Here is a 14,454-nt window from a genome sequence, read left to right as displayed (position 1 = left end):
CTCCCCCCCCCCCCCCCCCCCCCCCACCCCCCCCCCCCCCCCCCCCCCCCCCCCCCCCCCCCCCCCCCGCCCCGCGGCCGTACGTCCGGCAACAACCGGGTGGTGCTGCCGGACGGCTGGCTGAAGGACCCGTACGACTGTGCCGGCGTCAGCGAGGACGCCGAGCTGGATACCTCCGGCGGTTGAGCGGTTCTTTCCCAGCTGCCCGGTTGAGCGGTACTTTCCCACCCACCCGCCCGCCTGACTCGGGCGGTCGGGTGGTGAGCGTCGCGGGGCTCTGCCCCGGGCCCCGGGGTGAGCGCGTCGGGCCCCGACGGGGTCGCGTTCCGGGTCAGCCCTTCCTGGGGTGGGGGATGGAGCCGTAGGCCGTCAGGAAGCGGTCTCGGAAGGAGCTCATCTTCCATACCGGGGCGTTGTGGGCGGGGCGGAGACCGTCCGTCCAGCCCCAGTCGGCGATCTTGTCGAGGACCTTGGGGTCCTTGGCGACGATCGAGATCGGCACGTCACGGCTGGCATGGTTGCCGCTGACCCGGGCGATGGGCTGGTGGTCGCCGAGGAAGACCAGAACCGTGTCGTCGTTGCCGTAGCGCTCCAGCCACTGGGTCAGCGCGGTCACCGAGTACTGGACCGACTTGCCGTACTCCTGACGGGACTTGGTGGTGTCGGCGATGATGTCGGCCGGCTTGTTGCCCGCCGCCTGGATGCCCTTGAAGATCGAGCCGTCGCCGAGCTGATCCCAGCCGACCATCTTCGGGATCGGAGCCCAGGGCTGGTGGCTCGAGGTGAGGATGAGCAGCGACATCCGCGCCTTGCCGTCGGCGGGCTGCTTGCTGTGCACCCGGTCCTGGTACTGCTGCAGCGCGTACTGGTCCGGCATGGTCGACCAGCTGAACTTCGGTCCCTTGTAGCCGAGTTGGAAGGCGTTGTAGACCTTGTCCAGGCCGTAGAAGCTCTGCTCCGGCCAGGCCTTCTGCACACCCGGCATGACGCCGACCGTGTCCCAGGCACCGGTCTTCTTGAAGGCGCCGGTGAGGCTGAGGTGGTCGCTCGCCATGACGGTGCGGTAGCGCTGCTGGTTGCTGATCCACAGCCCCGACATGGTGGTGGAGTGGCCGAGCCAGCTGCTGCCGCCGTAGGTCGCCGAGGTCAGCCAGCCGCTCTTGGCGTGGAAACCCGCCTTCGCCAGCGCCTCGGTGCGTTCGTCAAGGGTCTTGTCGACACCGGGCGCCATGATCGGATCCTCGATCGCGCTGCGGCCGTAGCTCTCGATGAACGTGAAGATCATGTCCTTGCCGCGCAGGTCGGGCACGAGCTGGGAGCCGGGGGTGTTCCCGAAGGCGTCCACCCTGGCCACCTTCTCGAACTCCGCCTCGTCCCGGAGGGTGTCGGCCACCCGGCGGGCCTGGATCTTCACGGCACTGGCTGTGCGGTCCGAGGCGATCGGCACGCCGGATATCTGCAGGCCGAGGGAGGAGCAGGTGATCCAGACGACGCCCGCGATCAGCGTGCCGCGGGTGGCGGTGCCGGTGTGTCGGGCCAGGAGGTTGCTCAGCCGGACCATGGACAGCGCCAGCAGCACGAAGAGCAGCAGTACGAGGGCGATCAGACCGGCGGTGGCGGCCAGGGTGGCCGTTCGGCCCAGCGAGTCCTCCAGGTACGACTGCGCGTCGCCGAGCAGACTCCAGTCCAGGACCAGGTTGAAGCTGCGGCCGAGGTACTGGTTGAACCCCATGTCGAGCAGGTTCAGCACGGTCATCGCGGCCAGCGCCATGCCGGACACCGCGGCCAGCACCACCCGGGGCCGGCGCGGCAGCGCCAGCATCACCGCGGCCCCGATGACCGCCTCCGCCGGTATGCGCGTGAACTTCGCCGGCCTGAGCCCGACGACGCTGTTCGGCAGCACGAGTGCGGCGACGACCAGGGCGGCGGCGAGCACGGTGAGGGTCACGGAGAGGGCCTGGGAGGCGGCCGGGTGCGCATCCCGCCACCGGCGGACCCGAGCCGACCAGCCTGCCCAGCGGCGACGGGTGGGGCGGGGGGTGGTGACGGTGCCGGCGGGTACGGCGGCGTTGGGTTCGGCCGCCTTCCCGTCGGGTTCGGAATCCTCGCCGACGGCTTCCGTAGAGGGAGAGGCTTCGGCGGTGCTCTCGGGCGCGTCGGCGGTGGTGCTGTCGGGGGCTTCGGCGGGCGCGTCCGTGATGGTGCCCTCGGGCGCGTCGTCGGCTGACTCGACGGGCGTGTGCTCGGGCGCGTTCTCAGCCGCGTCCTCGGGCGCGTCCGCAGCGGTGTTCTTCGCCGCGTCCTCCGGGGCGTCGGCGGCGGTCGTGCCCACCGATTCCTCCCGGCTGCCCTCGGGTCCCTCCGGGCTGTCCGCCCGTTCCCCCCGGCTGCCCTCCGGTTCCCCCGGGGTGCCTGCCTGTTCTGTCCGTTCCTCCCGGTCGGCGAGGACGTCCTCGGCTCCCCCGGCCGTACCCGGCGACTGACGCGTGCTCGTGTGCTGAGGCAACCCGGAGGTCCTTCCGTGCGCGACCCGTGACGGAGCGGCGGGCCACGCTGGGGAGGTTGGGCAGGGCCGGAGAGACCCGGCCCGCCTGGCCCGCCGCCATCCCGTACGGCCGGTCCGTGGCCCCTGTTCACAGCACCGGGCAAACACCCGGCAAACGCCTGGCCATCGGTTCCTCTGGACGCCCGGCGCACCACCGTCCGCCCGGTCTCGCCCGGAGTGTCACGCACGGCCGCCCGGCCGCCCCGCGCGGTCACGCACGGCCGCCCGGCCGCCCCGCGCGGAGTGTCGCCCACCGCCGTCGGTCCGCCCCGTGCGGAGTGTCGCCCACCGCCGTTTGCCCGGTCTCGCGCGGAGTGTCACGCACGACCGTCCGCCCGGTCTCGCCCCGCGCGGTCACGCACGGTCGCCCGGCCGCCCCGCGCGGAGTGTCGCCCACGGCCGTCCGCCCGGTCTCGCGCGGAGTGTCACGCACGGCCGCCCGGCCGCCCCGCGCGGGGTGTTGCGCACCGCCGTCGGTCCGCCCCGTGCGGAGTGTCGCCCACCGCCGTTTGCCCGGTCTCGCGCGGAGTGTCACGCACGGCCGTCCGCTCGCCCCACGCGGTCGCGCACGGCCGGCCGCCCACCCCGCGCGGAGTGTTGCGCACCGCCGTCGGTCCGCCCCGCGCGGAGTGTCGCCCACCGCCGTCCGCCCGGTCTCGCGCGGAGTGTCACGTACGGCCATCCGCCCGCCCCGCGCGGAGTGTCACGCACGGCCGTCCGCCCGCCCCTCACGGAGTGTCAAGCGCCCCCGACCGCGGTGAGCAGTGCGAGTGGCGCTGCTGCCGAGCGGGACTCGCGGACGCACGCGTGTGGGTAGGGCACCGGCTCGGGGTGGGTGTCGCGGCCGTAGCCCGCCAGCACCTCCGGCAGCCGGTGACCCGCGGCCGTCGCCGCGTCGACCAGGGCGTGCGCCACCGTACGGGCCTCGTCGTGCAGCCCGTACCGGGCCAGGCCCAGCGTGATCAGCGCGTTGTCGTGCGGCCAGACCGAGCCCCGGTGGTAGGAGAGCGGGTGGTACGCCGGCTGGCCGGAGGCGAGCGTGCGCACCCCCCAGCCCGAGAAGAAGTCCGGTTCCAGCAGCCGTCGCCCGACGACCTCGCCGTACTCCTTGTCGAGCAGCCCCGACCACAGCAGGTGCCCGGCGTCCGAGGCCAGCGCGTCGACCTGGCGGCCCTCGCCGTCCAGCGCGAGCGCCGGGAAGGAGCGCTCGCGCATCCAGAAGTCCCGCTGGAAGCGGTCCCGGAGGTCGGCCGCAGCCTGTTCCAGCAGCGCGGCGTACGTCTCGTCGGCCCACACCGTGCGGGACACCCACGCCGTGCGGCGCAGCGCGTCGTACGCGTAGCCCTGGGCGCCCGCGGCCATCACCGGCCCGGTGGGCCGGGTGCCGTCGGACCAGCAGATGGCGCCGGGGGAGTCCTTCCAGTTCTGGTTGGCGAGGCCGCCCTCGTCGGCGCGGTAGACCAGGTAACCGCGCGAGGTCAGTCCGCCGTGGTCCAGCATCCAGCCGACGGCGGCACGGGCGTGCGGCTCCAGGCGGCGGGCCAGGTGCGCGTCGCCGGTCCGCTCGACGTACGCCCCGAGCAGGATCAGGAACAGCGGGGTCGCGTCGACCGAGCCGTAGTACCGCCCGAACGGCACCTGCCCGAAGTGCGCCAGCTCGCCGTGGCGCACCTCGTGCACGATCTTGCCGGGCTGGGCGACCGAGGACATACCGGTCCCGGTCGCCTGGGTCGCGGCCAGCGCGAGCAGCGTGGCGGCGGCCGGCTGGGGTCGGTACGGCAGCGAGAACAGGGCGGTGAGCAGGGCGTCCCGGCCGAGCAGGGTGAGGAACCAGGGGGCGCCCGCCGCAGGGACGCGCAGCTCCTCGCCGTCGGGTCCGGTCGCCGGTACCTGCAGGGCGGCCAGGTCGGCCAGGCCGCGGGCGCAGGCCGCCGCCAGCTCCGGCCAGCCGGTCGGGAAGGCGACACCCTCCACGAACCTGCCCTCCAGGTCGAGGAGTTGTTCGTTCACGGCGGCGGGGGAGCGCGGCACGCGCAGGGCGCGCCGGTCGCCGTGCGGGCGGGCCATCACCCGCAGCACCAGCTCGGTGGTGCCGTGGGGTTCCAGGTCCAGCGTCCACACCAGGCGGCGGGCGCCGGTGCCGGTCTCCTCGACGGCGTCCGGGGCGGGCTCGGCCGTGATGGTCGTACAGGACCGCCATTCGGCCCGCCGGTAGGTGAACTCGATGCCGTCGTCGAGGACCTGACGGGACCGTACGACGCCCGCCTTGACGTAGGTGCGGTGGTCGGAGCGCAGCTCGAACTGGTCGGTGAAGTCGGCGTCGGCGGTGATGGCGAGGCGCACGGTGGTGGGCGCCGGACGGTTGCTGGTGATCCGCAGGGACTCGACGAACGCGCTGTCGCCGACGGCCTGTTCACGGAACAGGGTGTGCGCGGGCGGCTCCTGCCGGCCTCCGCGCGGCACCAGTACACAGCGGGCCGCGTCGCCGTCCGCGACGGGGCTGAGCACCTCGGGCACCGCGCCGTCGACGGTGAGCTGCCAGCGGCTGAGGTGCCGGGCGTCCCGTACGAATAACCCGTCCGGGGAGCTGCCGCCGCGCACCCCGCTGATGTCGCCCCGGTCGCCCACGGCGGCGAACGTCGCCCCGTGCACGAGCAGATGATGCCGGTCCGTCATCCCCGGTCCCCTCCCTTGTCACTCGTGTCGAACGCGCCGGCGGCCGTGCGGGACACGGTGTGTCCGGGGCGCTCGTGCAGCAGATCCAGAGCGAGCGCGGCGGTCCAGCCGAAGCCGGTCGCGCCGCACGCCTCGCCGGTGTACGGGTCGACGTACTCGGCGAAATCGGTGGCCTCGGCGAGGCCCAGCAGCGAGTCCCGCAGGGCGTCGGCCGGCTCCCGGTGACCGTGCGCCCGCAGTCCCCGCTCCAGCAGCCAGTTCGTGTTGAACCACGCCGGCCCTCGCCAGTACCGGTGCGGGTCGAAGGCCTCGCCGAGGAGGTCGTAGCTCGGGACCAGGGTTGTGGTGTCGCCCAGCCCGAAGTGGGGGCCGCGCAGCGTGCGCACGAGCGCGGCGGCGACCTCCCGGGGCAGGTCCGGCAGCAGCAGGGGGACCAGCCCGGAGACGCCGCGCTCGGGGACGAGGCCGCCGCCTCGCAGATCCCGGCACAGGAACATCCCGCTCGACGGGTCCCACAGACGGTCCACCAGGGCGGTCGTCAGCCGCTCGACGCGGGCGCGGCGGGCCGTCCCGGCCGCCCCCAGTTCCTCGGCGATCCGGGCCAGCGCGTACTCCGAGGCGATCAGCAGGGCGTTGAACGCCGGGTCCTCCACGGCGAACCCGCCACCCCCGGCCCCGCCCCGCGCGCCCGCCCCGTCCCGGTACTCGGCGTCCCGGTACTCCGCCGCCAGCCGCACGTACCGCCCGTAGTCCAGATCCGTCGGCCGGTCCTCGGCGGCGCCGTGGTCGAGGTCGGCGCGGCGGAAGGAGCGGGCCGGTGCCGGGGTGACGCGGGCGAGCGGGGCGTCCCAGCAGGGGCTGTTGTCCATACCCTGTTCCCAGGGGTGCACGACGGACACCAGGCCGCCACCGCCCAGGTCGCGCCGGTGCAGCAGATACCGGTGCCAGGCGGCCAGTCGCGGATACACCGCGGCGAGGAAGCCGCGCGCCCGCGACAGACCGGGGTCGGCGCGGTGCACCAGCCAGGCCGCCAGCGCGTGCACCGGTGGCTGCACGATGCCAGACGTCTGTACGGTGCGCGGGGCGCCCGCGGCGCGTCCCGCGGTCGAGGAGCGCCAGAAGTCGGGGCTCGGGAAGTAGGCGTCGAGCGGTACGGAGGGGTTGAAGACGATGTGCGGGACGCGCCCGTCGCCCCACTGGGCCGCCAGCAGCGTCTCCAGCTCCGTCTGCGCCCGCAGCGGCGCGAGGTGCCTGAGGCCGATCGCGATGAACGCCGAGTCCCACGACCACTGGTGCGGGTACAGGCTCCGGGAGGGGACGGTCGAGGCGCCCGTCCAGTTCGCGTCCAGCACCCGGGCCGCCCTGACGTGCAGGGACGTGTCGGAGGCCGGCGGATCGTATGCGATCTCGCGTTCCGGGACACGGGCAGTGAGCTGGGCAGTGCGATCCACTCGGGGCTCCCCGAAGACGTCCGGCCGACCGGGTTTGGTTGTGTCTACAACAGGGTTACGTCTATTTAACACGCAAAACTCAATATGTAATGCAAGCTTGGGAAACACAAGGGGGTGCGCATGACGGGACAGCCCGGGAGGACCGGCAAGACCAGCAGCCAGGCCGGCGCCGGCGATCTGCTCGAACTGGTACGCAGTGGACGGGCCGTGACACGCGGCGCGCTCCAGCAGGCCACCGGCCTGTCCCGCGCCACCGTCGGCCAGCGCCTCGACCGGCTGTTCCGGGCCGGGTGGGTGCGCGAGGGCGCCGGCGGCCCGGTCGACTCGCCGCTCGGCGGCCGCCCCTCCATCACCTTGGAGTTCGACGACTCCCACGCCGTCGTCCTCGCCGCCGACCTCGACACCCGGCACGCCCGCGCGGCCGTCCTCACCCTGACCGGCGAGATACTCGCCGAGCACTCGGGCACCCTGGTGATCGAGGACGGCCCCGAGGCCGTACTGGGCGAACTCGGCCGCTGGTTCGCCGAGTTGCTGACCAAGGCCGGACGCCGGCCGGAGCAGGCGTGCGGCATAGGGCTCGCGGTGCCGGGTCCGGTGGAGAGCGGGACCGGCCGGGTGGTGCAGCCGCCGATCATGCCGGGCTGGGACGGCTACGACATACCGGGCCGCCTCTCCCGCGCCTTCACCGAGCACACCGGCGCGCCCGCGGTCCCGGTCCTGGTGGACAACGACGCCAACCTCATGGCGTACGGCGAGCAGCGCGCCGGTCACCCCGAGTGCTCGGCGTTCGTGCTGGTCAAGGTGTCCACGGGTATCGGTGCCGGGGTCGTGGTCGACGGCTCGATCTACCGGGGCGTCGACGGCGGCGCGGGCGACATCGGGCACATCCGCGTGGGCGGCGAGGCGCTGTGCCGGTGCGGCTCGTACGGCTGTCTGGCCGCCGTCGCCAGCGGCGGCGCCGTGGCCCGGCGGCTGGCGGAGTCCGGGGTGCCGGCCGCGTCCGGCTCGGACGTACGGGACCTGCTGGCCGCCGGACACCCGGGGGCGGCCGCGCTGGCCCGGGAGGCCGGACGGCGGGTCGGGGACGTGCTGGCCACGGTGGTGACCCTGCTCAACCCGGGCGTCCTGATGATCGCGGGGGACCTGGCCGGAACCGCCTTCCTCACCGGCGTCCGGGAGCTGCTCTACCAGCGGGCGCTGCCCCGCTCCACGGCCCACCTGGACGTCGTGACGTCCCGGCTGGGCGAGCGCGCCGCGCTGACGGGTGCCGGGGCGCTGGTGGTGGAGCACCTGTACGCGCCGGAGCGGGTGGAGGAGCGGCTGCTCGCGCTGGGTGTGTGACCGGGGCGTTTCCGTCCCGGATCGGCGTCCGCATGGTGAAATCGGGCACGCTGTGGCAGCGTGATTCTCGCCACCCTTGATAAGGGTTGCGCTCAGATGAGCGGATCTTGGGCGACTGCACTTCTCCAAGGGGTGGCACTCGGTGCCACCCCTTGATCGTTCATCGATCGAACTCAGACGTGTCGAGAGCCGCTCACCTGAGCGGTATTCCATGCCCCTGGGTATGGATGCATTCAAGAAGTGAACACATGAAGCCGTTGTTTCTTGCCGAGCCTTGACTTTCGATCCGCTGGCGGACGAGTGGTTACAGGCTCATGACGCGCAAGTGGACGTACCCAGGCACCTTCGATCTGGGTATGTTCCTCGCCGTCAGGGCAGCCACCGCGGCCTCAAGGAGTCGAGACCCGTGTCGGAAAACAAAGAACCCCACGTAGCGAAGTTCGTTTACGACTTCACCGAGGGCAACAAGGACCTCAAGGATCTCCTCGGCGGCAAGGGCGCCAACCTCGCCGAGATGACCAACCTGGGCCTCCCGGTCCCTCCCGGCTTCACCATCACCACCGAGGCCTGCAAGGTCTACCTCGACAGTGGCGAGGAGCCCGCGGCACTGCGTGACGAGGTGAGTGCGCACCTCGACGCCCTCGAGCAGAGGATGGGCAAGAAGCTCGGCCAGGCCGACAACCCCCTCCTCGTGTCGGTCCGCTCCGGCGCCAAGTTCTCCATGCCCGGCATGATGGACACCGTCCTGAACATCGGCCTCTCCGACAAGTCGGTGCAGGGCCTGGCCAAGCAGGCCGGCGACGACCGCTTCGCGTGGGACTCCTACCGCCGCCTCATCCAGATGTTCGGCAAGACCGTCCTCGGCGTCGACGGCGAGCTCTTCGAGGAGGCCCTCGACGCGGCCAAGGAGGCCAAGAAGGTCACCGTCGACACGGACCTCGAGGCCGCCGACCTGAAGAAGCTGGTCACCAAGTTCAAGAAGATCGTCAAGACGGAGGCCGGCCGGGACTTCCCGCAGGACCCGCGTGAGCAGATGGACCTCGCCATCAAGGCGGTCTTCGACTCCTGGAACGGCGAGCGCGCCAAGCTCTACCGCCGCCAGGAGCGCATCCCCGGTGACCTGGGCACCGCGGTGAACATCTGCTCCATGGTCTTCGGCAACCTCGGCCCCGACTCCGGCACCGGCGTCGCCTTCACCCGCGACCCCGCCTCCGGCCACCAGGGCGTCTACGGCGACTACCTGCAGAACGCGCAGGGCGAGGACGTGGTCGCGGGCATCCGCAACACGGTCCCGCTCGCCGAGCTGGAGAACATCGACAAGAAGTCGTACGACCAGCTCATGCAGATCATGGAGACCCTGGAGAACCACTACAAGGATCTCTGCGACATCGAGTTCACCATCGAGCGCGGCCAGCTCTGGATGCTCCAGACCCGCGTCGGCAAGCGCACGGCGGGCGCGGCCTTCCGCATCGCCACGCAGCTGGTGGACCAGGGCCTGATCGACGAGACCGAGGCGCTCCAGCGCGTCAGCGGCGCCCAGCTGGCGCAGCTGATGTTCCCGCGCTTCGACGAGTCCGCCAAGATCGAGAAGGTCGGCCGGGGCATCGCGGCCTCGCCGGGCGCCGCGGTCGGCAAGGCGGTGTTCGACTCCTACACCGCCGTGAAGTGGTCCCGCTCGGGCGAGAAGGTCATCCTGGTCCGCCGGGAGACCAACCCCGACGACCTGGACGGCATGATCGCGGCCGAGGGCATCCTGACCTCGCGCGGCGGCAAGACCTCCCACGCGGCCGTCGTCGCGCGCGGCATGGGCAAGACCTGTGTCTGCGGCGCCGAGGAGCTGGAGGTCGACACCAAGCGCCGCCGGATGACGGTGCCGGGCGGTCACGTCGTGGAGGAGGGCGACGTCATCTCCATCGACGGCTCCTCCGGCAAGGTCTACCTGGGCGAGGTCCCGGTGGTCCCGTCCCCGGTCGTAGAGTACTTCGAGGGCCGGATGCACCCGGGCGCCGACGACGCCGACGAGCTGGTCGAGGCCGTGCACCGCATGATGGCCTTCGCCGACCGCAAGCGCCGGCTGCGGGTTCGCGCCAACGCGGACAACGCCGAGGACGCGCTGCGCGCCCGCCGCTTCGGAGCCCAGGGCATCGGTCTGTGCCGCACCGAGCACATGTTCCTCGGTGAGCGCCGCGAGATGGTCGAGAAGCTGATCCTCGCCGACACGGAGGAGGAGCGCGAGGCCGCCCTCCAGCAGCTGCTGCCGCTGCAGAAAAAGGACTTCGTCGAGCTCTTCGAGGCGATGGACGGCCTGCCGGTCACGATCCGCCTCCTCGACCCGCCACTGCACGAGTTCCTGCCGGACATCACGGAGCTCTCTGTCCGCGTGGCGCTCGCCGAGTCCCGTCAGGAGCCGCACGAGAACGAGCTGCGCCTGCTCCAGGCGGTCCACCGCCTGCACGAGCAGAACCCGATGCTGGGGCTGCGTGGCGTCCGCCTCGGACTGGTCATCCCCGGCCTGTTCACCATGCAGGTCCGCGCCATCGCCGAGGCCGCGGCCGAGCGCAAGAACGGCAAGGCCGACCCGCGCGCCGAGATCATGATCCCGCTCGTGGGCACGGTCCAGGAGCTGGAGATCGTCCGCGAGGAGGCCGACCAGGTCATCGCGGAGGTCGAGGCGGCGACGGGGGCGAAGCTCAAGCTGGCGATCGGCACGATGATCGAGCTGCCGCGTGCCGCGCTGACCGCCGGTCAGATCGCCGAGGCCGCGGAGTTCTTCTCCTTCGGCACCAACGACCTGACCCAGACGGTGTGGGGCTTCTCCCGCGACGACGTCGAGGCCTCCTTCTTCACGGCGTACCTCGAGAAGGGCATCTTCGGCGTCTCCCCCTTCGAGACGATCGACAAGGAAGGCGTCGGCTCCCTGGTGAAGGCGGCCGCCCAGGCCGGCCGCGCCACCCGCCCCGACCTCAAGCTCGGCGTCTGCGGCGAGCACGGCGGCGACCCGGAGTCGGTGCACTTCTTCCACGAGGCCGGCCTGGACTACGTCTCCTGCTCCCCGTTCCGCATCCCGGTCGCGCGCCTGGAGGCGGGCCGCGCGGCGACCCAGTCGGAGGGCAGCGACCACCGCTGACCTTCGCCCGACCCCGGAGCCGCCGTTGGTCCCCGACCCTCACCGATCGGCGGCGGCTCCGGCGCACGAAGAGGAGGGGGCGGCGCCCTGTGCGGGGGTGCCGCCCCTCCGTGCATCATCTGTGGAGACTGTCAAGCTAAGTCGCTGACCAGGCAAAATAGCGTTTGTGGGCGTTGACTGCCGGTGGATGGGCCCGAAGCCGTTGTGCCCTCGTTGTGCCCTCTAGGTGCGGCTAGCGTATGCCGATGTCGAGCGGTGGCAGAACATCTACTTCTGGCCCCTGTACACGGGCACCGCGATCCCGATCGACAGCTGGCGGTCGCGGATGTGGCTGGATACCTGGGTCTAGCAGGGCATACACGCCAGGACGGCCCGCCATGATGCCGGGCCGTCCTGGTGATTGATGGTTATGCAAGGTCGTCACCGGCCACCCTCGGACGGCCCGGAGACGGCCCAGCTGGCACGGGCAGCAGGTTTACAGCGGGCTAAGTCCGCTGTCCGTGACCTGCAGGTTTGCCTCTGCGTGCTGCTGCTGGGGGATACCTGGGGGAATTAGCGTTTGTTCCAGGTCTGCTCTGTGTCGCGAACAGCCGGTGACCGGGGTGGGTGCGCGGGTACGGTCGGGGTGCTGGATCCGACCGTGTTCGAGGGGGCTGGGGTGGCGGGCGGGGAGGCGCCGTACGGCGCTGAGGGTGGGGACCACGTCGATTTCCGTGATGGCGTGTTCACCGGCCCGGTCACGGGCAAGGGCGACCACCATCACTACTACGGGACCCGGCGGCCTGCGGCCGCGTGGCCGCATCAGGTGGGGGTGATCCCGCCACGGGCGGGCTGCTTCCAGACCCGGGCCGAAGTGGTACGGCTGCGTGAAGCGCTCTCGGGTGGACGAGCTGCGGTCCTGGTGGGGCAGGACACGGTGCATGGTCAGGTGCTGGCCGGAATGGGCGGGGTGGGCAAGACCCAGCTGGCCGCCAACTACGCCCGCACCGCCTGGCAGGCTGGTGAACTGGACCTGCTGGTATGGATCACCGCGGGCAACGCCACCGCGGCCGCCTCCGGGTATGCGCAGGCCGCCGTGGAGATCCTCGGCGCCGACCCCACGGACCGGGAAACGGCCGCCCGCGCGTTCTTGGCCTGGCTGGAACCCAAGGCCAACGCGACGCCTTGCCGGTGGCTGGTCGTCCTCGACGACGTCACCGACCCCGCCGACCTGAACGGGCTGTGGCCGCCGGCCGGCCCGCACGGCCGGACCCTGGTCACCACCCGCCGCCAGGACGCCGCCCTGGCCGGCCGCCTGATCAAGGTCGGACTGTTCACCGAGGCCGAATCCCTCGCCTACCTCACCTCCGCACTCGGCGCCCGTAACCGCCACGAGCCCGACGAACAGCTCACCGCACTCGCCCAGGACTTAGGGCACCTGCCGCTCGCACTGTCGCAAGCCGCCGCCTACCTCATCGACGCCAGCATCAGCGCCGCCGCCTACCGGAGACTGCTGGCCGACCGTGCCACCCTGCTCGCCGACGCCGCCCCCGAGGTCCTGCCCGACGGCCAGACCCAGACCGCGGCGGCAGCCTGGTCGTTGTCCGTCGACCGCGCCGACACCCTGCGCCCGGCCGGCCTGGCCCGCCCGATGCTCCAGCTCGCCGCGTTCCTCAGCCCCAACGGCATCCCCCAAACCGTCCTGACCAGCGCTCCCGCCCTCGCCCACCTGACCCTGCACCGCAAGACTCCCGTGTCCGTCACCGCGGACGAGGCGGTCGGTGCGCTGCGGGCGCTGGATCGGCTCAGCCTCATCGACCACAGTCCCGCCACCCCCCATCAAGCTGTCCGCGTCCACCAGCTCATCCAGCGCGCCACCCGTGACACGCTCACCCCCGACCAGCACGACCAGCTCGCCCGCACCACCGCCGACGCCCTCATCACCGCCTGGCCCGCCGTCGAACGCGACACCGAAATCGTCCAGGCTCTGCGCGCCAATGCCACCACCCTCACCCGTACTGCCGAAGACGCCTTGTACCGGCCCGACGCGCATGGGGTGCTGTACCGGGCCGGACGAAGCCTCGCCGAAGCCGGCCAGGTCAGCGCCGCCACAGCCCACTTCCATCGCCTGACCGAGACCACCTGCCGCCACCTCGGCCCCGACCACCCCGACACCCTGACCGCCCGCCACGACCTCGCCTACCGGCGGGGGGAGGCGGGGGATGCGGTCGGTGCCGCAGCCGCGTTCGAGCAGCTGCTGGCCGACCAGGTTCGGGTGCAGGGTGAGGACCACCCCCACACCCTGGCCGCCCGCCACGAGCTCGCCCGGTGGCGGGGGGAGGCGGGGGATGCGGTCGGTGCCGCAGCGACGTTCGAGCAGCTGCTGGCCGACCGAGTTCGGGTGCAGGGTGAGGACCACCCCCACACCCTGGCCGCCCGCCACGAGCTCGCCCGGTGGCGGGGGGAGGCGGGAGACGCGGCCGGTGCCGCAGCCGCGTTCGAGCAGCTGCTGGCCGACCGGTTGCGGGTGCTGGGTGAGGACCATCCCGACACGCTGGGCGCCCGCCACGACCTCGCCCACTGGCGGGGGGAGACGGGAGACGCGGCCGGAGCCGCAGCCGCGTACGAGGAGCTGCTGGCCGACCGGCTGCGGGTGCAGGGTGAGAACCACCCCGACACCCTGACCACCCGCCACAACCTCGCCCACTGGCGGGGGGAGACAGGAGACGCGGCCGGCGCCGCAGCCGCGTACGAGGAGCTGCTGGCCGACCGGCTGCGGGTGCTGGGTGAGGACCACCCCGACACCCTGACCACCCGCAGCAACCTCGCCCGGTGGCGGGGGGAGACAGGAGACGCGGTCGGCGCCGCAGCCGCGTACGAGGAGCTGCTGGCCGACCGGTTGCGGGTGCTGGGTGAGGACCACCCCGACACCCTGACCGCCCGCAACAACCTCGCCAACTGGCGGGGGGACGCGGGAGACGCGGCCGGTGCCGCAACCGCGTTCGAGCAGCTGCTGGCCGACCGGGTTCGGGTGCTGGGTGAGAACCACCCCCACACCCTGGCCACCCGTATCAACCTCGCCTACTGGCAGGGGAAGGCGGGAGACGCGGCCGGCGCCGCAGCCGCGTTCGAGCAGCTGCTGGCCGATCGAGTTCGGGTGCTGGGTGAGGACCATCCCCACACCCTGGCCACCCGCCACAACCTTGCCTATTGGCAGCGGAAGGCGGGAGAGACACCCCGCACCTGAAGGCCGACGGGATCCGACGCCGTCGACGAGCCTGACGGCCTGGTCGCATGGGTTGCGGGGTACTGGCGTACGCCTACGGTCCCGTTGC

At 72.3% G+C, this 14,454-nt stretch carries 7 protein-coding genes (1 of these 7 only partly in view); 4 read left to right on the top strand and 3 right to left on the bottom strand.

Annotated elements, in window-relative coordinates; genetic code table 11:
- Positions 1 to 186, top strand: partial view of a tRNA dihydrouridine synthase DusB gene (gene dusB, locus AC07CM_RS03925; protein WP_478874729.1) — the 3' portion only. Its footprint begins 1,089 nt before the window's first position; the window shows 186 of its 1,275 coding nt (coding positions 1,090-1,275); the start codon falls outside the window, past its left edge; the stop codon is at positions 184 to 186.
- 145 nt (positions 187 to 331) lie between these two features.
- On the opposite strand, the gene AC07CM_RS03920 is transcribed toward dusB, so the two are convergent.
- From AC07CM_RS03920 to AC07CM_RS03910, 3 genes are all read right to left on the bottom strand, one after another.
- Positions 332 to 1,948 (bottom strand): alkaline phosphatase family protein, encoded by a 1,617-nt coding sequence (locus tag AC07CM_RS03920; protein WP_478874896.1) that lies wholly within the window; start codon positions 1,946 to 1,948, stop codon positions 332 to 334.
- 1,335 nt (positions 1,949 to 3,283) lie between these two features.
- The gene (locus AC07CM_RS03915) at positions 3,284 to 5,221 is read right to left on the bottom strand and encodes an amylo-alpha-1,6-glucosidase (protein WP_478874728.1); all 1,938 of its coding nucleotides are present in this window, start codon (positions 5,219 to 5,221) and stop codon (positions 3,284 to 3,286) included.
- Positions 5,218 to 6,672 carry an MGH1-like glycoside hydrolase domain-containing protein gene (locus AC07CM_RS03910; protein WP_478874727.1) on the bottom strand — a complete coding sequence of 485 codons (1,455 nt, stop codon included), beginning with the start codon at positions 6,670 to 6,672 and terminating at the stop codon, positions 5,218 to 5,220. The genes AC07CM_RS03915 and AC07CM_RS03910 overlap by 4 nt, the downstream gene beginning before the upstream one ends.
- Positions 6,673 to 6,792: 120 nt before the next feature.
- Here AC07CM_RS03910 and AC07CM_RS03905 point away from each other — a divergent pair, with 120 nt between their 5' ends.
- From AC07CM_RS03905 to AC07CM_RS03895, 3 genes are all read left to right on the top strand, one after another.
- Positions 6,793 to 8,013 (top strand): ROK family transcriptional regulator, encoded by a 1,221-nt coding sequence (locus AC07CM_RS03905; protein ID WP_478874726.1) that lies wholly within the window; start codon positions 6,793 to 6,795, stop codon positions 8,011 to 8,013.
- A gap of 406 nt (positions 8,014 to 8,419) precedes the next feature.
- Positions 8,420 to 11,140: a pyruvate, phosphate dikinase gene (ppdK, locus tag AC07CM_RS03900; protein ID WP_478874725.1), complete on the top strand. Its 2,721-nt coding sequence runs from the start codon at positions 8,420 to 8,422 to the stop codon at positions 11,138 to 11,140.
- Between the two features lie 625 nt (positions 11,141 to 11,765).
- Positions 11,766 to 14,366: a tetratricopeptide repeat protein gene (locus AC07CM_RS03895; protein ID WP_478874724.1), complete on the top strand. Its 2,601-nt coding sequence runs from the start codon at positions 11,766 to 11,768 to the stop codon at positions 14,364 to 14,366.
- Positions 14,367 to 14,454: the final 88 nt, after the last annotated feature.

Source organism: Streptomyces sp. NPDC044061, from assembly GCF_056434305.1.
The sequence above is the reverse complement of the archived record's forward strand: the minus strand, read 5'-3'. Positions and strand labels throughout refer to the sequence as shown.

Excerpts from the sequence above, each read along its gene's own strand:
- AC07CM_RS03905 (WP_478874726.1), top strand. The coding sequence starts at position 6,793 with ATGACGGGACAGCCCGGGAGGACCGGCAAGACCAGCAGCCAGGCCGGC.
- AC07CM_RS03915 (WP_478874728.1), bottom strand. The coding sequence starts at position 5,221 with ATGACGGACCGGCATCATCTGCTCGTGCACGGGGCGACGTTCGCCGCC.